A 21,146-nucleotide genomic window follows, 5' to 3' on the forward strand; every position below is an offset into this window, starting at 1 on the left:
CGTGGAAGGATTGCTCGTGGCAATCACCGAATCGGCGGCCGAGACGACTGCTCCGGCGGGCTCGACCGCGTCTGGCCGTCGCATCCCCATCTGGCTTGCCATCGTGGCGGCCTCCCTGCCCATGTTCATGGCCACCCTCGACAACCTCGTGGTGACCAGCGCGCTGCCCGTCCTGGGCGAGCAGCTCTCGGCCTCGGTCGAGCAGCTGCAGTGGTTCGTCAACGCCTACACACTGAGCTTCGCCAGCCTCATGCTCTTCGCGGTCGCCCTCGGCGACCGGCTGGGGCGGCGCACCGTCTTCCTCTGGGGCATCGGCATCTTCACGGTCGCCTCGGCTCTCTGCGCCGTGAGCACGGAACCGTGGATGCTCATCGCGGCCCGCGCGGTGCAGGGTGCGGGAGCCGCAGCGCTCATGCCGCTGTCGCTCACCCTGCTGGTCGGCTCCGTCGGCGCCCGGATGCGCCCGCTCGCCATCGGCATCTGGGGCGGTATCTCGGGCCTCGGCGTCGCGCTCGGCCCGCTCATCGGCGGCGCCGTCATCCAGGGCTGGAACTGGGACGCGATCTTCTGGATCAACGTGCCCGTCGGCCTCGTCACCTTCCCGCTCGTGCTCCTGGCTCTCCCGAACTCCTTCGGTGCGCGGCTCCGGGCCGACGTCGTGGGTGTGCTGCTCGCGGGGGTCGGCGTGCTCGGCGTGGTCTACGGCATCATCCGGGGCAACGACGCGGGATGGGGGAGCCTCGAGGTGCTGGGCGCGATCATCGGCGGCGCCGCGCTGATCGCGGCCTTCATCGTGTGGGAGTCGCGGGTGCCGAACCCGCTGTTGCCGCTGCGGCTGTTCCGCGACCGGAGCTTCTCGGTGGCCAACGTGGTGGGTCTCGTGTTCAGCTTCGGGGTGTTCGGGTCGATCTTCATCCTCATCCAGTTCCTGCAGATCGTGCAGGGCAAGTCGCCGCTGGAAGCCGGTGTGCTGACCATGCCGTGGACGCTCGCGCCCATGGTGATCGCGCCCCTGGCCGGCTTCATCGCGCCGCGGGTGGGCACGCGGCTGCTGATCGTCGTGGGGCTGCTGTTCCAGGCGATCGGCGTGGGCTGGTTCGCCTCCACGATGGCTCCGGATGTCTCCTACGGCACGATGCTGCCGGCGTTCGTCTTCGCGGGCGTCGGCATGGGACTGGTCTTCGCGCCCTCGTCGACGGCCGTGCTCGCCAACATGACGCCGCAGGACAACGCGAAGGCCTCGGGCACCAACTCCACCCTCCGCGAGATCGGTGTCGCCCTCGGCATAGCCGCCCTGACGGCCATCTTCACGGCCAACGGCGGAGTCTTCACCCCCACGGGCTACGTGGATGCCGCCATCCCCGCGATCTGGGTAGGAGCCGGCGCCCTGGCGCTGGCAGCCCTGATCTCCCTGGCTCTGCCCGCCGGCCGGGCGCCACGGACCCGCGAGGTTCAGACGGCGCGGTAGAGCTGCATCGACGTCGCCGCCACGTCCACCACCTCCCCCGGCGCGAACCGGGGGAGTGGTGCGTCGTGGTGGTGGGGCTCCGGCACGTCATGCGCCGAGTCCCACAGGAGTTCGTACGCGGTCACACCGTCGTGCAAGGGCAGCGTCACCCGCTCCGGCGCCTCGACGCCGTGGATCACGGTGAGGATCCGGTTGAACTCCTCGTGCTCGGGAGTCGACGCCGCTACGTAGATGAGGGTGCGGTTCTCCGGCGAGTTCCAGTCGGGAACCGACATGGTGTCGCCCCCGGCGTCATACCAGTCCATCTGGCTGGCGCTCGGCGTGCGCTCGCCGAACACGCCGTAGCGCACCGGGCGCAGCGCGGGGTTCTCGCGACGCATCCGGAGCAGGTGCTGGGTGGTGCGCCAGAGGTCTTTCTGCCAGGTCCGTCTGTCCCAGCTCAACCAGGTGAGTTCGGAGTCGTGGCAGTAGGCGTTGTTGTTGCCCTTCTGGCTGCGGCCGAACTCGTCGCCCGCCGTGATCATCGGCACCCCTGCCGAGAGCAACAGGGTGCCCATGAGGTTGCGCATTGCGCGCCGGCGCGATTGCTCGATGGTGCGCGAGGAGGTGGGCCCTTCGATGCCGTGGTTGTACGACATGTTGTTTTCGCTGCCGTCGCGGTTGGCCTCGCCGTTGCCCACGTTGTGCTTCACGTTGTAGGCGGTGAGGTCGGCGAGGGTGAAGCCGTCGTGCGCGGTCACGAAGTTCACCGACGCCAGGGGGCCGCGAGCCTGGGCGAAGGTGCTCGACGATCCCGCGATGCGCGTGGCGAGCATCCCGACCCCGTCGCCGGGCGATCCGTTCTCGCGGATCGACTTGATGTCGCGCAACCAGAACTTGCGCATGCGGTCGCGGAAGCGGTCGTTCCACTCCGACCAGCCGCGCGGGAAGTTGCCCGTCTGCCAGCCGCCCATGCCGACGTCCCACGGCTCGGCGATCATCTTCACGCCGGCCAGCTCGGGGTCGTCGACGATGCCCTTGATGAGCGGATGCTCGTGGTCGAAGTAGTTGTCCTGGTTGCGGCCGAGCGTGGCGGCCAGGTCGAAGCGGAACCCGTCGATCTGCACGTCGTTCGCCCAGTACTTCAGCGAGTCGAGGATCATCCGCGACACGGCCGGAGTGGCGGTGTCGATCGAGTTGCCGCATCCGGTCACGTCGATGTAGTCGCCGCGCGCGGTCTGCCGGTAGTAGCCGGCGTTGTCGATGCCGCGGAAGCTCGAGGTCGGGCCCATCCGCCCCTCTTCGGCGGTGTGGTTGTAGACCACGTCGAGGATGACCTCGAGCCCGGCCTCGTGTAGCAGTTTCACCATGCCCTTGAACTCGCGCAGCACCGCACCCGGCCCCTCGGCCTGGGCGGCGCGTGAGGCGTAGAGGTTGTGGGGTGCGAAGAAGCCGAGGGTGTTGTAGCCCCAGTAATTCGTGAGCCCCTGCTTCTGCAGCCGCTGCTCGGAGACGAAGGCGTGCACGGGCAGCAGCTCCACGGCCGTCACTCCGAGGCTCTTCAGGTAGCCGATGCTGGTCTCGTGGGCGAGACCTGCGTAGGTGCCGCGCAGGTGTTCGGGGATGCGGTTGTTGAGCTTGGAGAGCCCCTTGACGTGGGCCTCGTAGATGACCGTGTGGTCGAGCGGCGTGTTCGGCTTGGTGACGCCGTTCCAGTTGAACTCCTCGTCGATCACCACGCTCCGCCATTGCTCGCGGCCCGAGCGCACGAGGCCGCGGGCATAGGGGTCGAGGAGCGGGATCTCGGGGTCGAAGGCGTTCATCGGCGAATCCGGACCCATCGGGCCGTCGACGCGGAGCGTGTAGCGGCGGCCCGGGGTGAGGCTGCGGGTGCGCGCCGTCCACACGTTCGAGGCGGGGTCGCGGGTGAACGGAACCGTCTTCACGATCCAGTTCGGGTCTTTGTCGTCGTAGAGGCAGAGTTCGATGCTCGAGGCGTTCTCCGACCACACCCGGATCTCGCCCCCGTGAGAAGTCTGTCGAACGCCCATCCGAGCGAACGGATCGGCCGCAGTCATGAGACTTAGAGTAGTTGTCACCGATCATCCGCTGAAATCCGCAGGAAACCATGCCCGTCTACCTCGACCACGCCGCCACCACGCCGATGCTTCCGGTGGCGCGCTCGGCCTATGTCGATGCGCTCGGGCTGGTGGGGAATCCGTCGTCGATCCACAGTCAGGGGCAGCAGGCGAAGCGGATGCTCGAGGAGTCGCGCGAGGTCGTCGCCGCGTCGCTCGGGGCCGAGCCCATCGAGGTGATCTTCACCTCCGGTGGCACCGAGTCGATCAATCTCGGCGTCAAGGGGCTGTACTGGGCGCGGCAGACCGGCGGGCTGGTGCCCGGGGCCGGTTCCGGTTCGGCGGCATCGCGGCCGGTCGTGTTGATCCCGGGCGGCGAACACCACGCCACCGTCGACGCCGTCGAATGGCTCGCGCGGCACGAGGGTGCGCGTGTGGTGCAGCTGCCCGTCGATTCGCTGGGGCGGCTCGACCCCGCGGTGCTGGCGGCCGCGCTCGAGCTGCACGGCGCATCCGTCGCGCTGGTGTCGCTGCTCTGGGCCAACAACGAGGTGGGCACGGTGCAGGATGTCGCCGCGCTCGCCGCGGTGGGGCGCGCGGCGGGGGTGCCGGTGCACGTCGACGCGGTGGCGGCCTACGGGTATCTGCCGTTGTCGTTCGCGGCGGTGGGGGCGGATGCGCTGAGCGTGTCGGCGCACAAGATCGGCGGGCCCGTGGGGATCGGCGCCCTCGTCGTGGCGCGACGGAGCGTGGTGGAGCCGCTCATCCACGGGGGCAACCAGCAGCGCGTGCGGTCGGGCACGCAAGACGTGGCGGGCGCGGTGGCGTTCGCGGCCGCGGCCGCCCTGGTGCCGCAGCCGGGGGGCGAGCGCACAGAATTCGTCGCGGAGCTGGCGCAGCTGCGCGATCGGCTGATCGCGGGGGTGCGGGCGGCCGTTCCGGATGCGGTGCTGCGCGGCGACCCCTCACCCGCGGGTCGGTTACCCGGCAACGCGCACTTCACGTTCCCGGGCTGCGAGGGCGATTCGTTGCTGTTCCTGCTCGACATGCAGGGTTTCTCGGTGTCGACGGGCTCCGCCTGCCAAGCCGGGGTGCCTGAGGTCTCCCATGTGCTCACGGCGATGGGTGTGCCCGATGACGAGGCGCGCGGCGCGCTCCGCTTCACCCTCGGCCACGGCACCACGGCCGCCGAGGTCGACGCCCTCGTAGCGGCCCTCCCGGCCGCCTACGCCGCCGCGCGCAAGGCCGGCTTCGCCGACCGCGTCCCGGTCTCCGCACCGCGCTCCTGACGGCGGGCGCGCGCCCGTTTCGGGAGGACGAGAAGCGAACCGGGGCCGTATTCCGAGGTGGTCTGCTTCTCCTCCTCCCGAAACGGGCGACCGTCAGAGGTTGAGGGTGGTGAGCACCGCGAGGTGGTCGGAGGAGCCGGCGCGCAGGGTGGTGTTCGAGGTGACCTCCATGCCGCGCTGCAGCACGTGGTCGGGCCGCGTGACCGGCATGGTGGCGGGCCAGGTGAACCCGAAGCCGCCCTCGGACTGATTGGCTTCGCTCAGCTGCCCGGTGAGTCCGGCGATGTTGCGGTCGGAGGAGCCGGCGTTGAAGTCGCCCACCATCAGGATGCGGTCGTTCTCGTCGCGCGGGATGTAGTCGGCGAGGTTGGCGAGCATGGTGTCGCGGTCGGCGTGCTCACCGGGCCGGGCGGATGCCGCGTGGATCACGTAGATGCTCACGAGCCCGGTCGGCGTCTGCAGATCGGCGGCGATCGCCCGCTGCCAGCCGAGCCCGAGGTCGAGGGCCTGCGCGTTGAGGATCGGGTAGGTGCTCCACACACCCACGGTGCCGATGCCGTAGGAGTAGGGGTACTTGTCGCTCAGCACGGCTTCGACCTGGTCGCGTGCGTCGGAGTCCATCTCCTGCAGGGCGATCACCTGGGCTCCGGATGCCGCCAGCGCCGTGGCGGAGTCGGCCGCCGTTCCCGAGTCGGCCTCCACGTTCTGGCTCGCCACGGTGAGGGTGTCGGCGGATGCCGCGGGAGCGCTCCAGGCGAGCGGAACGATCGCGGGCACGAACATCACCGACCAGACCAGGGCTGGAACGACCGCCGCGATCACGGCGCCCTTGGCGCGGCTGACGAATGCCAGCACGAGCAGCACCGGAATGGCCAGGCCGAACCAGGGGAGCGCCGACTCCACCACGAGACTGAAGCCGAAGAACTCCGGAGCGAACACGTGCAGCGCCGTTCCGGCAGCCAGCGCGAGGGCCAGCACGCACACGAACACGGCAAGGCCCGTTCGGGTTCTCGGCCTCCGGCGCGGTGAGGGCTCTCGGGTCTCGCGCGGTGCCTCGAGGAGTGCTGACATCGCACTCATTCTGCACCGGGACACTGTGCATTCACTCCATCCACAGCGCGACTCGCGCACAGGCGGCGTGTCGGGGGTCCACCGTATGCTGGAGGGCATGAAAGTTCTCGCAGCAATGAGCGGTGGTGTCGACTCCGCCGTCGCCGCCGCCCGAGCGGTCGAGGCCGGTCACGAGGTCGTCGGAGTGCACCTGGCCCTGAGCCGCATGCCGGGAACCCTGCGCACGGGCAGTCGCGGCTGCTGCACGATCGAAGATTCGATGGATGCGCAGCGCGCCGCCAACAAGATCGGCATCCCCTATTACGTGTGGGATTTCTCAGAGCGGTTCAAGGCCGACGTGGTCGACGACTTCATCGCCGAATACACCGCCGGGCGCACCCCCAACCCGTGCATGCGCTGCAACGAGCGCATCAAGTTCGCCGCGCTGCTGGAGAAGGCGCTCGACCTCGGGTTCGACGCGGTGTGCACGGGGCATTACGCTTCGATCACCACGGATGCCGCGGGCAACCGCGAACTGCACCGCGCGGCCGCCTGGGCGAAAGACCAGTCCTACGTGCTCGGCGTGCTCACCACCGAGCAACTCGCGCACAGCATGTTCCCGTTGGGCGCCACCCCGTCGAAGGCCGAGGTGCGTGCCGAGGCCGCCGAGCGCGGCTTCTCGGTGGCCACGAAGCCCGACAGCCACGACATCTGCTTCATTCCCGACGGCAACACCAGCGGCTGGCTGGCCGACAAGGTCGGCACGGCCACCGGGTCGATCGTCGATCGCTCCGGTGCGGTGGTCGGTTCCCACGAGGGCGCGCACGCGTTCACCGTGGGGCAGCGGCGCGGGCTCAAGCTCGGGATGCCGGCGGCCGACGGCAAGCCCCGCTTCGTTCTCGAGGTGCGCCCGAAGGAGAACACGGTGGTGGTGGGGCCGAAGGAGGCGCTCGACATCGCCGAGATCGCCGGTTCGCGGTTCACCTGGGCGGGGCTGGCGCCGGAGCATCCCGAACTCGACTTCGACTGCCAGGTGCAGATCCGGGCACACGCCGACCCCGTGGATGCCGTGGCCCGGGTGCGCCCCGATTCCGCCGGTTCGCCGGAGCTCGTCATCACCCCCGTCACCCCGCTGAACGGGGTGGCGCCGGGGCAGACCGCGGTGGTCTACGTGGGCACTCGCGTGCTGGGGCAGTGCACGATCGATCGCACCGTCGCTGCCGACCTGGCCGGAGTCGGTGCGGTCGACGTTCCCGCCTCCGACGGTGCTGCGCGCGTGGGGGCCGGTGCCTGATGGCCGCACGGGGGAGGGGCCGTAGCACGAGCGACGGCGCCGGCGCGGCGACGGAGACCCTGCCGCAGGAGACGCCGAGTGACGTCGAGGCCGCGAGAGCCGAGGCGCGCGACCTGACGACGCGCATCCTGGAGCTGCGAGACGAGTACTACGAGAAGAACGCCTCGACGGTCACCGACAAGGATTACGACCTCATGGTGCGGCGGCTCGGTGAACTCGAGCGGGAGCATCCGGAACTCCAATCGCCCGACAGCCCCACCCAGACGGTGGGCGGTCGCGCGGTCACCACCATGTTCAGCCCCGTCACCCATGCCGAGCGGATGCTGAGCCTCGACAACGTGTTCAGCGAAGAAGAGCTCGACGAGTGGGCCTCGAAAGTGGAGCGGGATGCGGGGCGCGCGAAAGTGCGCTACCTCAGCGAACTGAAGATCGACGGGCTCGCCATCAACCTCCGCTACGAGAACGGTGTGCTGGTCACGGCCGCGACCCGGGGCGACGGCGTGGTGGGCGAAGACGTCACCGAGAACGTGTTGCAGATCAGGTCCATCCCGGCGCGCCTGGCCGGAACGGGGCATCCGCCTCTCGTCGAGGTGCGGGGCGAGATCTTCTTTCCCGTGGCCGCGTTCGACGAGTTGAACGCGGGGCAGGAAGCCGCCGGCGAGCGCGTGTTCGCGAACCCGCGCAACGCGGCGGCGGGGTCGCTGCGGCAGAAGTCGGAAGGCAAGAACGAGAAGCAGCTCGCCCTCGTGACCGCGCGGCTCAGCCGCCTGCAGATGTTGGTGCACGGCATCGGCGCCTGGGCGAATCCGCCGGTCGCCGCGCAGAGCGAGGTGTACGAGCTCCTGAAGAGCTGGGGGCTGCCCACCTCCACGCACTACCGGGTGTTCGACACCATCGGCGAGGTGGCGGAGTTCATCCGCTACTACGGCGTCCACCGTGCTGCCGTGGAGCACCAGATCGACGGCATCGTGGTGAAGGTCGACGACCTGGCGCTGCACGAAGAGCTCGGTGCCACCAGTCGCGCGCCGCGCTGGGCGACGGCCTACAAGTACCCGCCCGAAGAGGTGAACACCAAGCTGCTCGACATCGTGGTGAGCGTCGGCCGCACGGGCCGGGCCACGCCCTTCGCCGTGATGGAGAAGGTCGAGGTCGCGGGCTCGGAAGTGCGCCAGGCGACGCTGCACAACCAAGACGTGGTGAAGGCCAAGGGCGTGCTGATCGGCGACACGGTCGTGCTGCGCAAGGCCGGCGACGTGATCCCCGAAGTCCTGGGTCCGGTGGTCGAGCTGCGCGACGGCACGGAACGCGAGTTCGTGATGCCCGAGTTCTGCCCCGAGTGCGGCACGAAGCTCGCTCCCGCGAAGGAGGGCGACATCGATCTGCGCTGCCCGAACGCGCGCAGCTGTCCAGCCCAGGTGCGAGGCCGCGTCGAGCACGTGGGGTCGCGGGGTGCGCTCGACATCGAGGGGCTCGGCGAGGTGTCGGCCGCCGCGCTCACGCAGCCGACCGAGCCGCCGGAGCCGCCTCTCGTCACCGAGGCGGGGCTGTTCTCGCTGCGCATGGAAGACCTGTTCCCGATCCGCGTCATCGTGCGCGACAACGAGACCGGGCTCGAGAAGCTGAACGACGACGGTTCGCCGAAGCTCGTCACGCCGTTCCGGCGCAAGCGTCGCAAGACGGGCCGCGACGCTGATCCCGCCTACGACCCCGATGCCGAGGTGTTCTGGGGCGATGAGGATTCCGTGCCGTCGAGCAACGCCGTCGAGCTGCTCGCGAACATCGAGACGGCGAAGACCAAGCCGCTCTGGCGCATCCTGGTGTCGCTGAGTATCCGCCACGTCGGTCCGGTGGCCGCGCGGGCTCTCGCCGACTACTTCGGGTCGCTGGAAGCCATCCGGGCGGCCACTCGCGAAGAACTGGCCTCCGTCGACGGCGTCGGCGGCATCATCGCCGACGCGCTGATCGACTGGTTCGCCGTCGACTGGCATGTGGAGATCATCGACCGCTGGGCGGCCGCGGGGGTGCAGTTCTCGACACCCGGGCATCCCGGCCCGGGTGCAGCCGTCGGAAGCGGGGGAGTGCTCGAGGGCGTGACCGTCGTGGCGACGGGCTCGCTCGAGGGGTTCTCTCGCGAGGGCGCGCTCGAGGCGATCATCCAAGCCGGCGGCAAAGCCGCGTCGAGCGTGAGCAAGAAGACCGATTTCGTGGCCGCCGGCCCCGGCGCCGGCTCGAAGCTCGGCAAAGCCGAGGCGCTCGGGCTGCGGATCATCGACGCGGCCGAGTTCGCGATCCTGGTGAGCCGGGGCCCGGGCGCGCTGCCGCCCATGCCCGGCACGGAACCGCCCGGCACGGAACCCGCCGGCGCGGAGCCGGCCGGTGACGTCGCGGATGATGCGGCGACGGATGCGAAGCCCGACACCGTGACGGATGCAAAGCCCGACACCGCGACGGATGCGGGGGGCCCGCAGGGCGACCAGCCGGCCTCCGGCGACGTCTCGGCATGAGCCGGATGACGCAGGCCGGAGCCGCCGGCAGACCACGGCGCACCGTGCTCGGCGCTGTGCTCGGCGCCGCGGCCCTCGGGGGTGCCGTCACCGCCGTGCTGCGCGCGACGCCTTGGCCGGCGGTGCTCGTCATCCGGCGGGTGTTCGAGAAGGGCGCCCGCGAGACGCGCGCCGAGATGGTGCCGGCCGTGCCCGACGTGGAGTTCACGAGTCACCGTGACGTCGAATACGGCGACGCGGGCTTCACCCCCGCGCTCGACGTCTTCGCGGCAGAGGCGAAACCCGGCGAACGACGGCCGGTGGTGGTCTGGATCCACGGGGGCGCCTGGATCTCGGGCAGCAAGGTCGACGTCGAGCCCTACTTGAAGCTGCTCGCGGCCGACGGTTACGTCGCCGTGGGCCTCGACTACACGATCGCTCCCGAGGCGGTCTACCCGGTCGCCGTCACCCAGCTGAACCGGGCGCTCGGCTACCTGGTCGAGCACTCCGAGCGATTCGGCATCGATCCCGAGCGCATCGTGCTCGCGGGCGACTCGGCCGGCGCGCAGCTCGCCAGCCAACTCGCCGTCTTGGCCACGAACCCGGAGTACGCCCGGCTCGTCGGCATCGTCCCCGCCCTCCAGCGGTCGCAGCTCGCGGGGGTGCTGCTGCACTGCGGTCTCTATGACCTGCAGGCGATGACGAGCGCCACCGGCCTCATCGGCTGGGGTTTCAAGACCGCGCTCTGGGCCTACACCGGCCACAAGAACTGGTCGGAGACGGCGGCCGGCACCACGATGTCCACCATCGACTTCGTCACCGCCGACCTCCCGCCCGTGTTCGTCTCCGGCGGCAACGGCGACGGACTCACCCACATCCAGTCCGTGCCCCTGGCCGAGCGGATGCGCGCGGCCGGCGTCGACGTCACCTCGCTGTTCTGGCCCGCCGACCACGAGCCGGCGCTGCCGCACGAATACCAGTTCCACCTCGACTTCGAGGAGGCGCATCACGCCCTCGAGCGCACGCGCGAGTTCCTCGACCGGGTCACGACCGCCCGCCCCACCGCACCCGGCGCCACCGAATAGAATCAAGCCACACCCCTCGCGAATCGAAACACGGAGCACCATGTCCGAAATCACCCAGGAGCAGGTCGCGCATCTCGCGAACCTCGCCCGGATCGCCCTGACACCTCAGGAGATCGAAAGCCTGACGAGCGAGCTCGGTTCGATCGTCGACAACGTCGCGAAGGTCTCCGAGGTCGCCACTCCCGACGTGCCGGCCACGAGCCACCCGATCCCGCTGCAGAACGTCTACCGCGACGATGAGCCCGGCGTCACACTCACCAGCGAGCAGGCGCTCGCCGGTGCCCCCGACCACGACGGATCGCGCTTCCGCGTGACCGCCATCCTCGGAGAGGAGCAGTGATGGGCCACCACGAGCACGAACTCATCCGTCTCTCGGCTGCGGCGCTCGCCGAGAAGCTCGGCTCCGGCGAGGTCAGTTCCGTCGAGGCCACGAAGGCGCATCTCGACCGCATCGCCGCGGTCGACGGCGAGGTGCACGCCTTCCTGCACACGGCTCCGGAGGCGAGCCTCGCCACCGCGGCCGCGATCGACGCACGTCGCGCGGCCGGGGAGGAACTGCATCCGCTGGCCGGCGTGCCCATCGCCATCAAAGACGTCATCGTCACGAACGACATGCCCACCACGAGCGGGTCGAAGATCCTCGAGGGCTGGGTTCCGCCCTATGACGCCACCGTCATGGTGAAGCTCCGCGCCGCGGGTCTCATCCCGATCGGCAAGACCAACATGGACGAATTCGCGATGGGCTCGTCGACCGAGCACTCGGCCTACGGTCCCACGCACAACCCGTGGGACCTCGAGCGCATCCCCGGCGGCTCCGGCGGCGGGTCGGCCGCGGCCGTCGCCAGCTTCGAGGCGCCGCTCGCACTCGGCAGCGACACCGGCGGCTCGATCCGTCAGCCCGCCCACGTCACCGGCACCGTCGGCGTCAAGCCCACCTATGGCGGCGTGAGCCGCTACGGCGCGATCGCGCTGGCCTCGAGCCTCGACCAGATCGGCCCGGTCAGCCGCACCGTGCTCGACTCCGCGATGCTGCACGACGTCATCGCCGGACACGACCCCTTCGATTCGACCTCCCTCACGGATGCCTGGCCGAGCATGGCCGAGGCCGTGCGCCGCGCCGACGTGAAGGGCCTGAAGATCGGCGTCATCCAGCAGCTCGACGGCGAGGGCTTCCAGACCGGTGTGCTCGAGCGCTTCCGGGAGGCGCTCGACGTGCTCGCGGCTGCGGGCGCCGAGATCGTCGACGTGAGCCTGCCGAGCCTCGAATACGCGATCGCGGCCTACTACCTGATCATGCCTGCGGAGGCCTCCAGCAACCTGGCGAAGTTCGACTCGGTGCGCTTCGGCCTGCGGGTCAACCCGCCGGGCGGCGGCACCGTCGAAGACGTCATGTCGGCCACTCGCGAGGCCGGTTTCGGCGCCGAGGCCAAGCGCCGCATCATCCTCGGCACCTATGCGCTGAGCGCCGGCTACTACGACGCCTACTACGGCAGCGCCCAGAAGGTGCGCACCCTCGTGCAGCGCGACTTCGCGGCCGCGTTCGAGCAGGCCGACGTGCTCGTCTCGCCCACGGCGCCGACCACCGCGTTCAAGCTCGGTCAGAATACGGGCGACCCGATGGCGATGTACCTCAACGACATCGCGACGATCCCTGCCAACCTCGCCGGCATCCCCGGCATCTCGCTGCCCGTCGGCCTGGCCCGGGAGGACGGTCTGCCCGTCGGCATCCAGTTCCTCGCCCCCGCTCGCGAAGACGCCCGCCTCTACAACGTCGGCGGTGCGCTCGAAGCCCTGCTCGAGCAGGCCTGGGGTCACACACTGATCAGCCTCGCTCCCGATCTCGCTCCGGGCGAGATGGCCGCGGCACAGGAAGGAGCCGTCTGATGGCGAAGGCGAAATTGATGGACTTCGACAAGGCCCTGGAACTCTTCGAGCCGGTGCTCGGCTTCGAGGTGCACGTCGAGCTCAACACCCGCACGAAGATGTTCTCGACCGCGCCGAACTACTTCGGCGGCGAGCCGAACACGAACATCACGCCGGTCGACCTGGGTCTGCCCGGATCGCTGCCCGTGGTGAACGGCCAGGCCGTGCGCTACAGCATCAGCCTCGGGCTGGCGCTCGGCTGCTCGATCGCCCCTTCCAGCCGCTTCGCGCGCAAGAACTACTTCTATCCCGACCTGGCGAAGAACTACCAGATCTCGCAATACGACGAGCCGATCGCCTTCGAGGGCTCGGTCGACGTGGAGCTCGCTGACGGCCGCACGTTCACGGTGCCGATCGAGCGCGCGCACATGGAGGAAGACGCGGGAAAGCTGACCCACGTCGGCGGCGCGACCGGGCGCATCCAGGGCGCCGAGTACTCGCTGGTCGACTACAACCGGGCCGGCGTGCCGTTGGTCGAGATCGTCACCAAGCCGATCTTCGGCGCCGGTGCGGATGCGCCGGAGCTCGCCAAAGCGTACGTCGCCACGATCCGCGACATCGTCGTGGCACTCGGCATCTCGGATGCTCGGATGGAGCGCGGAAACCTGCGCTGCGACGCCAACGTCTCACTGCGCCCCTACGGCCAGGAGAAGCTCGGCACGCGCACCGAGACCAAGAACGTCAACTCGCTGCGCTCGGTGGAGCGCGCGGTGCGCTACGAGATCCAGCGGCAGGCGCAGATCCTCGCTGACGGCGGCACCATCATCCAGGAGACGCGGCACTGGCACGAAGACACCGGCGCCACCTCGGCCGGCCGGCCGAAGTCGGACGCCGACGACTACCGCTACTTCCCCGAGCCCGACCTGCTGCCCGTCGTGCCGTCGGCCGAGCTGATCGAGGAGTTGCGGGCCGCCCTGCCCGAGCCGCCCGCCGCTCGCCGGCGCCGGCTGAAGCAGGAGTGGGGCTTCACCGACCTCGAGTTCCAAGACGTGCAGAACGCCGGTCTCCTGGTCGAGGTCTCCGAGACCGTCGCCGCCGGGGCGTCCCCCCAGGCCGCCCGCAAGTGGTGGTCGGGTGAGATCTCGCGTCTCGCCAACGCTCGTGGGGCCGAAGCCGCATCGCTCGTCTCACCGTCCGACGTGGCCGCCCTGGTCTCCCTGATCGACAGCGGAGCGCTCAATGACCGCCTGGCCCGCCAGGTGCTCGAGGGCGTCATCGACGGCGAGGGTTCGCCGCAGAAGGTCGTGGATGCGCGCGGTCTCGCCGTGGTGTCCGACGACGGTGCGCTGATCGCCGCCATCGACGAGGCGCTCGCGGCCCAGCCCGACGTGCTCGCCAAGATCAAAGACGGCAAGGTGCAGGCCGCCGGCGCGGTGATCGGTGCGGTCATGAAGGCCATGAAGGGCCAGGCCGACGCGGCTCGCGTGCGCGAACTGGTCATCGAGAGGGCCGCTGAATAGTTCAGGAGGCCGCTGCTTCGCGGCGGCTTCCTGCTGCGCCGTCCCCTGTGCGGCGCAGGCGACGTGTTCCGGTGAGGTCGCTCGCGCGGCCTCGCCGTCACCCTGGGTCGTCGAGTAGGGCCTGTCGCGTTCGATCGCGTTCCATTGCTGCGGCTCGATGTGCGGGTCGAGCGGGACGGAGAGGCGCGCCGTCGACCCCCGTTCGGGTGTCGGTGGTGGCTCGTAGAGTGACGGTATGGACGTTCTCGTAGCCCAGATCATCGTGACGACGATCAGCGTCACCGGCGGGGCTCTCCTGGCACTGCTGATCGATCGCGGCAAGGGCCGGCGGGTCGAGCGCATCGCCGAGGTGAACGCGCTCCGCCTGCTCACCATCGAGATCGGCTCCCGCCGTGCGCTCTCACCCGAGCAGAGCGCGGCGCCACTCTCGATCGACCGCGCCGACCCCGATTCCGACCTCAATCGCGTGATGCGCTCGGTGGTGCTCCTGCGCAAGGAGATCCGCACGGCGCGCAAGTCGCTGCGCCCGCGTTCCACTGCGTGGAACCCCCTCAACTACATGGTCGCGGCGTGCAACATCTTCATCGAGAACGTCGACGAACGGCCCTCCTCGATCGTCTCCGAGCTGGAGATCCTCCGCATCGATCTGGATGCGCTGCTCATCGAGCTCTGCGCGGCGCATCCGAAAGACCTGGTCTACCGCCCGGCGGGCTCGACGGCGTATCGCCGGCCCTCCGAATTGCGGAGCTAGCACGAGCGGGCGGCGGTGACGCCCCGAGTTCATTCCAGGAGCAGCAGGATGTCGGTGCGGAGCTCGCCGGGCGCCGTGGTCGCCGGGTCGGTGAGGTACTCTTCGACCACTGGTTGATCGCCAGGCGTGCGTCCGCTCGACGGCAGCCAAGAACCGTAGAGCCAGGTGTAGGCCGCGTGCATCGAGGCGTACGGTCCGCGGTAGCTGAGCACCGCGTACTCACCGGCGGGGAGCTCGAGGAGTTCGAGCGACGGTGGAACGGCGTGATCGGCGGCGACCACGACTCCGGCGGCGGAGCGCAGTTCGTGGGCGTCGGTCGCATCCGGGTCGTCGTAGTAGACCGCGAGCATCCGCCCTTCGACGCCGCCGACGGCGAGCTCCTGGCGCACCCGTGTGAAGACGCGGCCGATGTCGAGGTACGAACCGCGGTGCGGCGAGGTCGCGACGACCCGGGCCTCGATCCCGCGGATCGCGACCGGATGACGGCCTGCGGCGGCAGGTTGCGCGGCTGCGGCCACCGCGCGGGTCTCGGACCCGGCGGACGGCTCTCCGGGATCGTCGGCGGTTGGGCCAGAAGCAGCCGTCGGCCCGGGTACCCCGGTGCCCGCCCGGAACTGCACATGCGCACCGACACTGCGGTACTGTGCCGGCGGCATGCCGTACGCGGCCGAGAAGGAGCGCGAGAACACCTCGGTGCTCGCGAACCCGCTGCGGGCCGCCACTTCCCGCACCGTCAGCGTCGTGCCGGCCAGGTAGTCGGCCGCGCGCTGCAGTCGCAGGCGCCGCACGGTCGCAGCCGCGGTCTCCCCGCACATCGCCCGGTAGATGCGGTGCCAGTGGAACGGCGACACGTGGGCCACCTCGGCCAGTCGGTTCAGGTCGAGATCTTCGTCGAGATGCTCGTAGATGAAATCGGACACCGCGACGACCTGGCGCACGTAGTCGGCTCTGTTCACTGCGGCGTCGTCACTCCGATCGAGATCTCGATCCCTCCGTCGGGAGCATACCGCTCGTAGTCGGCCACGAAGGTCTTCGGCAGGTCCGTGCGGGCCCAGATCTCCTGCCACGCGGCTCCGACGAGATCCGACCGGCCGGCCGCGACCGGAAAGACCACCCGATCGGATGCCGGCACCACGACCCGCACAAGGCTGGCCGGCGGAGCGGCGTCATGGGCCACGCGGCATCCGATCACCAGGGTGTAGTAGCCGGAGTTGGACACGCCCTCGTGCTCGAAGTCGGTGTAGACCGCGAACACGTCCTCGGAGAGCCGGCCCGGTACCTGCTCGGTGCCACCGGCGGTCGAGAAGGCCTCCCAGTGCGGCGGGATGGTCGTCGCGGCCGCCTCGTTCGAGGTGCGGAGCGGGAGTCCGACCACGGTCAGCGCTGATTCGAGTGCTTCTGTTCTCATGCCCTCACGCTAGAACGGGGCGGCATGACGATACTTGCGAAGCTGCGACGAACCAGCGGCGATCGGGCAGGAGCCTCAGACCACCACCCGGTCGTCGCGTCCGGTGAGCGCGAGCAGGCGCGACTGCAGCGGCGCGTCATCCGCCACGGGTACGGGTGACGCGTAGAGGCCGCTCGCCTGGAGGGTCTCCTTCTGCGGTGCGAACACGGTCCAGACGTGCTCGATGAGCTCCTCGTCGATCCGCTCGTCGGTTCCGACGGCGCGCGCCAGATCCCAGGTGTGGATCGTGACGTCGGAGACCTGCTCCTTGAGGTAGTCGATCGCCGCCACCGTGTCGTACGACAGGTTCACCCGGTCGTCGGGCGAGGCGTCGTGCCAGGCGATCGTGGCGGCGAGCGAATACCGGTGCCATTCGTGAGTGAGGTCGTCGCTCAGCGGCATCAAGCGGCCCTTGGCCTGTCTCGTGGTGAGCCCGGAGAGCAGCCACGGCACCCACTGCTGTTCCTCGATGACGTGACTCACGAGCTGAGCGACGTTCCAGTCGGTGTCGGGAGTCGGCGCCTCCCAATCGGTCACGGCGGCGACCCGGATCGCGAATTCGCGATGGGCACGCTCCTGCAGGCGCAACCAGGTCGTCGCCTCGGTCTTCGGGGTGCGGGTGGCGGTCATGCGGGTCTCCTTCGATCTCTATTGTCAATGACGGGGCCCGGATGCGCATTCCTCCGATCCGCGAACGCGGCACCCGGTACGCGGCAAGCGAACAGCCGATAGGGTCGCGGTGTGTCATCTCCGTCCGCGGCCCCGGCCATCCGTCCGCTCTCCCGATCCGACGTCGAACGGCTCGTCGCGCTCAATCGCGCGGCGGTCCCCGCGGTGAACGACATCGACGAGGCGGAGATGAGCACCCTCGTCGGGCAGGCGCAGCTGGCCGTGGCGGTCGTCGATGCGGCGCATCCCGACCCCGCGCATCCGGACGCCGTGCTCGGCTTCGTGCTGGCCCTGCCGCCCGGCCTCGACTACGCGAGCGAGAACTACCGCTGGTTCAGCGAGCGCGGCGAAGGGTTTCTCTACGTCGACCGGATCGTCGTGGCCGACGGGCACCGCAGCGCCGGCCTCGGTGCCGTGCTCTACGAGGCCGTCTTCGCTGCGGCCCGCGCCGGAGGGGCCGCCGAGGTCGACTGCGAGGTCAACGTCGAGCCGCCGAACCCGGGTTCGCTCGCGTTCCACGCGCGCCTGGGCTTTCGGGAGGTCGGCCGCCAGGCCACCAAGGGCGGCAGCGTCGTGGTGGCCCTGCTGGCTCGCGAGGTCGCCGCCCCCTGATTGCCAGGACGCACTTCGGCGGTGCGGCGGAGTCGCGGACGCCTAGACCAGGCGGTGCGCCGGCGACTTCGTCTGCGCCGGGTCGCGCTCGGCCAGGTCGCCGATGATCTCGTCGATCTGCCCCAGCACCTCGGGCGGGAGCGTCACACCCGAGGCCTTCACGTTCGACTCGACCTGCTCGGGCCGGGAGGCGCCGATGAGCGCCGAGGCCACGTTGTCGTTCGAGAGCACCCAGGCGATGGCGAGCTGCGCGAGCGTGAGTCCGAGGTCGGAAGCCACCGGCGCGAGGAGCTGCACGCGCTCGAGCACCTCGTCGCGCATCCAGGTCTTCACCATGTCGGCACCGCCTTTGTCATCGGTGGCGCGGCTGCCCTCAGGGGCCGGCTGACCGGGCAGGTACTTGCCGGTGAGCACGCCCTGGGCGACCGGCGACCAGACGATCTGCGAGATGCCGAGCTCGCGCGAGGTGGGCACGACTTCTTCCTCGATGACGCGCCAGAGCATCGAGTACTGCGGCTGGTTCGAGATGAGCTGGAAGCCGAGCTGCTTCGAGAGCGCGTGTGCGTCGCGCAATTGCTGCGCGTTCCACTCGCTCACGCCGATGTAGAGCGCCTTGCCCTGGCGAACGATGTCGGCGAAGGCCTGCATCGTCTCTTCGAGCGGTGTCTCGTAGTCGTAGCGGTGCGCCTGGTACAGGTCGACGTAGTCGGTCTTGAGACGGCGCAGCGAGGCGTTGATCGACTCGCTGATGTGCTTGCGCGAGAGGCCGGTGTCGTTCGGGCCCATCTCGCCGGTGGGAAAGTAGACCTTCGTGAAGATCTCGAGCGACTCGCGCCGCTGGCCGGCGAGGGCGTCGCCCAGCACCGTCTCGGCGGCCGTGTTGGCGTAGGCATCCGCCGTGTCGAAGGTGGTGATCCCGGCGTCCAGAGCCGCCTGCACGCATCGCGTCGCGATGTCGTTCTCGACCTGCGACCCGTGGGTCAGCCAGTTGCCGTAGGTGATCTCGGAGATCTTGAGGCCGCTGCGACCGAGGTATCGATACTTCATACGTTACAACTTACTCCCGACCGGAGAGTGCGCGAACCGCCTGGCGGGCCGACAGCGTGGGCAAGTAGGCGCGAGCGAGAGCGAATCCGATCGCGGGCAGGGTGAGCGGGTCGCGGTAGACCAGGTGGAGCTGGTGGAATGAGGGCTGGAACTTCATCTTGAACCGCAGCAGGGAGCGGAATCCGTAGACCGGTTCGAGCGTGCGGCTGAGGAACGGCAGGATGCCCGTCGACTGCTGTTCGCTCCCGTCACCGGCGACGGCGAGGGGTGCACCGGAGAGGCTCACGAAGCCGACGCCGTCGTCGCGGGCGCGCAGGATGGTCTGCGCGATGAGGAATTCCATCAGGCCGTTCATGCTGTCGGGCCGCCGGCGCATGAAGTCGAGGGTCCAGCCCACCACGCGACCCGCGGAGTAGGTGGGCAGCCAGCTCGTCACCCCCTGCACCCGGTTGTCGTCGTCGAGAGCCACCATGAGGCGCACCTCGGGTGCGATCAACTCATCGAGACCGCCGAGCGTGAAACCCATCTCGGGCAGGTCCTTCTCCGCCACCCAGAGCTCCGAGATCTCGCGGATCTGCCCGGTGACGAACGGCCCGAGCTCGGAGTAGCTGCGCCACTCGGCCCGCACGCCTTCCTTGGCCGCCCGGTTGATCGAGGTGCGGATGTCCTGCATCTTCTTGCCCTCGAGTGACCACTCGGCCGGATGCACGACGGTCTCCTCGGCCACCTGCAACGATGACCAGCCACCCTCGCCCAGGGCATCGCGCACGACGTCCGTCACCGAGTAGAACGCCGGCGTCCAGCCGCGGTCGGTGCAGTAGGTGGCGAAGGCGAAGGCGGTCGACGGATGCGTCTCCGGCGGCCCGAGCGGATCCCCGGTCGTGATCGCCACGTTGTTCACGACGCGGTAGGCCACCGCGCCGCCGGGCGCGAACCAGTAGTGGTTGCCCGTCCAGGTCGTCATCCACGACAACGTGCCGCCCGAGCCGGTGAAGAGCAGGTCGCGCACGCGGGCCTCGTCGGTGACCGCGCCGAGCGGATGCACGTGTCGCATGCCGAGGAATGCCGCGACGATCGTCGCCGCCCAGAACACCGGACCGACCCATTGCGAAGCGATGACGGCCACCGGGCCGACGGGGAAGATGTCCTTCGGCTCGAAGGAGAGGAAGCCCACCGGCACGAATCGCTCCGGCAGATCGAGCAACAGGTCGCCGAGTTCGGCCACCGGCCTGAACTGGTCGCGTGCCGCGTAGACGATCACGAGGTAGACGATCGAGAGGCCGACGAAGAGCGCCGCCACCAAGGCGAAGAACCGTAGCGTCGATCCCGCGCCCACCTCGGCCGGGAACAGGCGCAGCGACGCCACCAATGTCAGGGCGATGACGAGTGGAACGAGCGCCGAGACGGTCTCGAAGGCGCGGAAGTCGTCGGCCGCGGCCGTCTGGAATGCGGTGTACTCCGAGCTCGACAGCAGCGGCAGGAAGCCGAAGTAGACCGCTGCGAGGAACGCCAGCGCCAGATTGATCCACACCGCCAGCCAGAGCGCCACCCGCCGGCCGCGCTGGATGCCCCAGGCTGAGACGAGGAGGGCCAGCAGGGGGAGGAGGGTGAGCAGCACCGCCCCCGGCCCGTCGAGGCGCGAGAGGGCGAGCGCGTTCACGCAATGCCGCGTGTAGTCACCCGTCTGACAGTGGGCTGCGATGGCCGCGTAGTCGCGCAGGGGATCGCGGAAGAGCAGCCCGAGCGGGTTGAGCGCACCGGTGCCGGCGGGCGCGGCGATGGTGACGAGGGGGCCCAGCGCGGTCACCGCCACCACGGCGGCGAGCAGGGTGCGGGTCTCGCGCCGGGTGGCCCGGGGGCGGCGCACGACCAGCGGTGTGCGGGCCAAGAGCATCCCGAGCAAGAGCCCGACCACGCCGGCGAACAGCCGGTAGACGTCGGAGGGCTGCCCCGAGTAGAGCACGAAGACGAGGATGACCGCGAAGCCGACGATCCGCACGCGTCGCTTCAGCAGCGGGCCGGCGAAGGCGCTCGCGGCCATCACCACCCCCACCACGGCGATGATCGGATCGACCGTGCGGTGCGTGCGGGTGATCTCGGCCGAGTAGAGGTCGAGCCCGACGCCGAGAGCCTGGGTGACGAGCCCCAGCACGATGCCGAGCACCGTCACCACCACGAACGCCAGCACCGTGCGCCCGTGGCCCATCCGGCGTTCGGACCAGCCGAGGCCGATCACGATCGCGGCCACCACGAACACGAGCAGCAGCGGGTTCCAGACGAAGAACACCGAGGTGATGGTCGAGATCCAGTCGTGGTTGACGAAGACGGTGTCGAACCCGGTCGACACGAAGGCGTCGATGCCGCCGCGCGCCCTCCCCGGGTGCATCGACATCCGCACGATGCTCGCGGCCAGCACCAGGCCGAGCACCGCCCAGGTGACCGGGATGGAGCGCGCCCAGCGCCCGGTCTCGCGCAGGAGCCGGCGGCGGGCATCCGGAGCTCTCGTCACCG

The 21,146-nt window shown here is 69.7% G+C and carries 17 protein-coding genes; 10 read left to right on the forward strand and 7 right to left on the reverse strand.

Features of this window, described 5'->3' with window-relative positions; genetic code table 11:
- Positions 1-16: 16 nt before the first annotated feature.
- Positions 17-1,468 carry a DHA2 family efflux MFS transporter permease subunit gene (locus tag BLW00_RS14270; protein ID WP_245741594.1) on the forward strand — a complete coding sequence of 484 codons (1,452 nt, stop codon included), beginning with the start codon at positions 17-19 and terminating at the stop codon, positions 1,466-1,468.
- Here the strand turns inward: BLW00_RS14270 and glgX are convergent.
- Entirely contained in the window at positions 1,453-3,525 is a 2,073-nt protein-coding gene (gene glgX / locus BLW00_RS14275) for a glycogen debranching protein GlgX (protein ID WP_092555287.1), read from the reverse strand. The genes BLW00_RS14270 and glgX overlap by 16 nt on opposite strands.
- Positions 3,526-3,575: 50 nt before the next feature.
- Between glgX and BLW00_RS14280 the strand changes: the two genes are divergently transcribed.
- Entirely contained in the window at positions 3,576-4,814 is a 1,239-nt protein-coding gene (locus tag BLW00_RS14280; protein WP_092555289.1) for a cysteine desulfurase family protein, read from the forward strand.
- Positions 4,815-4,907: 93 nt separating this feature from the next.
- Here the strand turns inward: BLW00_RS14280 and BLW00_RS14285 are convergent, their stop codons facing one another.
- On the reverse strand, positions 4,908-5,885 hold the full coding sequence (locus BLW00_RS14285) for an endonuclease/exonuclease/phosphatase family protein (RefSeq protein WP_175494288.1): 978 nt from the start codon (positions 5,883-5,885) through the stop codon (positions 4,908-4,910).
- Between the two features lie 97 nt (positions 5,886-5,982).
- On the opposite strand from BLW00_RS14285, the gene mnmA reads away from it, so the two are divergent.
- The 7 genes from mnmA (at position 5,983) to BLW00_RS14320 (ending at position 14,860) form a co-directional block, all read left to right on the forward strand.
- On the forward strand, positions 5,983-7,158 hold the full coding sequence (gene mnmA, locus BLW00_RS14290) for a tRNA 2-thiouridine(34) synthase MnmA (RefSeq protein WP_092555293.1): 1,176 nt from the start codon (positions 5,983-5,985) through the stop codon (positions 7,156-7,158).
- Positions 7,158-9,662 (forward strand): NAD-dependent DNA ligase LigA, encoded by a 2,505-nt coding sequence (gene ligA, locus BLW00_RS14295; RefSeq protein ID WP_092555295.1) that lies wholly within the window; start codon positions 7,158-7,160, stop codon positions 9,660-9,662. Before mnmA ends, ligA begins: the two co-directional genes overlap by 1 nt.
- A gap of 5 nt (positions 9,663-9,667) precedes the next feature.
- On the forward strand, positions 9,668-10,726 hold the full coding sequence (locus BLW00_RS14300) for an alpha/beta hydrolase (RefSeq protein WP_245741595.1): 1,059 nt from the start codon (positions 9,668-9,670) through the stop codon (positions 10,724-10,726).
- A gap of 40 nt (positions 10,727-10,766) precedes the next feature.
- On the forward strand, positions 10,767-11,066 hold the full coding sequence (gene gatC, locus BLW00_RS14305) for an Asp-tRNA(Asn)/Glu-tRNA(Gln) amidotransferase subunit GatC (protein WP_092555299.1): 300 nt from the start codon (positions 10,767-10,769) through the stop codon (positions 11,064-11,066).
- Entirely contained in the window at positions 11,066-12,610 is a 1,545-nt protein-coding gene (gene gatA, locus BLW00_RS14310) for an Asp-tRNA(Asn)/Glu-tRNA(Gln) amidotransferase subunit GatA (protein WP_092555301.1), read from the forward strand. Before gatC ends, gatA begins: the two co-directional genes overlap by 1 nt.
- On the forward strand, positions 12,610-14,109 hold the full coding sequence (gene gatB, locus BLW00_RS14315) for an Asp-tRNA(Asn)/Glu-tRNA(Gln) amidotransferase subunit GatB (RefSeq protein WP_092555303.1): 1,500 nt from the start codon (positions 12,610-12,612) through the stop codon (positions 14,107-14,109). The genes gatA and gatB overlap by 1 nt, the downstream gene beginning before the upstream one ends.
- Before the next feature lie 235 nt (positions 14,110-14,344).
- Positions 14,345-14,860 carry a hypothetical protein gene (locus BLW00_RS14320; protein WP_092555305.1) on the forward strand — a complete coding sequence of 172 codons (516 nt, stop codon included), beginning with the start codon at positions 14,345-14,347 and terminating at the stop codon, positions 14,858-14,860.
- A gap of 29 nt (positions 14,861-14,889) precedes the next feature.
- On the opposite strand, the gene BLW00_RS14325 is transcribed toward BLW00_RS14320, so the two are convergent.
- From BLW00_RS14325 to BLW00_RS14335, 3 genes are all read right to left on the reverse strand, one after another.
- Positions 14,890-15,816 carry an AraC family transcriptional regulator gene (locus tag BLW00_RS14325; RefSeq protein WP_092555307.1) on the reverse strand — a complete coding sequence of 309 codons (927 nt, stop codon included), beginning with the start codon at positions 15,814-15,816 and terminating at the stop codon, positions 14,890-14,892.
- The gene (locus BLW00_RS14330; protein ID WP_092555309.1) at positions 15,813-16,268 is read right to left on the reverse strand and encodes a GyrI-like domain-containing protein; all 456 of its coding nucleotides are present in this window, start codon (positions 16,266-16,268) and stop codon (positions 15,813-15,815) included. Before BLW00_RS14330 ends, BLW00_RS14325 begins: the two co-directional genes overlap by 4 nt.
- A gap of 75 nt (positions 16,269-16,343) precedes the next feature.
- Positions 16,344-16,937 carry a TIGR03086 family metal-binding protein gene (locus BLW00_RS14335; RefSeq protein ID WP_092555311.1) on the reverse strand — a complete coding sequence of 198 codons (594 nt, stop codon included), beginning with the start codon at positions 16,935-16,937 and terminating at the stop codon, positions 16,344-16,346.
- 111 nt (positions 16,938-17,048) lie between these two features.
- On the opposite strand from BLW00_RS14335, the gene BLW00_RS14340 reads away from it, so the two are divergent.
- Complete coding sequence (locus tag BLW00_RS14340; RefSeq protein WP_245741596.1) at positions 17,049-17,588, forward strand: GNAT family N-acetyltransferase; 540 nt, start codon at positions 17,049-17,051, stop codon at positions 17,586-17,588.
- Between the two features lie 42 nt (positions 17,589-17,630).
- Here BLW00_RS14340 and BLW00_RS14345 read toward each other — a convergent pair whose 3' ends face one another.
- Both BLW00_RS14345 and BLW00_RS14350 read right to left on the reverse strand, forming a co-directional pair.
- Complete coding sequence (locus BLW00_RS14345; RefSeq protein ID WP_092555313.1) at positions 17,631-18,635, reverse strand: aldo/keto reductase family protein; 1,005 nt, start codon at positions 18,633-18,635, stop codon at positions 17,631-17,633.
- Between the two features lie 10 nt (positions 18,636-18,645).
- Entirely contained in the window at positions 18,646-21,144 is a 2,499-nt protein-coding gene (locus BLW00_RS14350) for a bifunctional lysylphosphatidylglycerol flippase/synthetase MprF (protein WP_245741597.1), read from the reverse strand.
- Positions 21,145-21,146: the final 2 nt, after the last annotated feature.

Source organism: Herbiconiux ginsengi, from assembly GCF_900107435.1.
In the GTDB taxonomy this organism is placed as follows: domain Bacteria; phylum Actinomycetota; class Actinomycetes; order Actinomycetales; family Microbacteriaceae; genus Herbiconiux; species Herbiconiux ginsengi.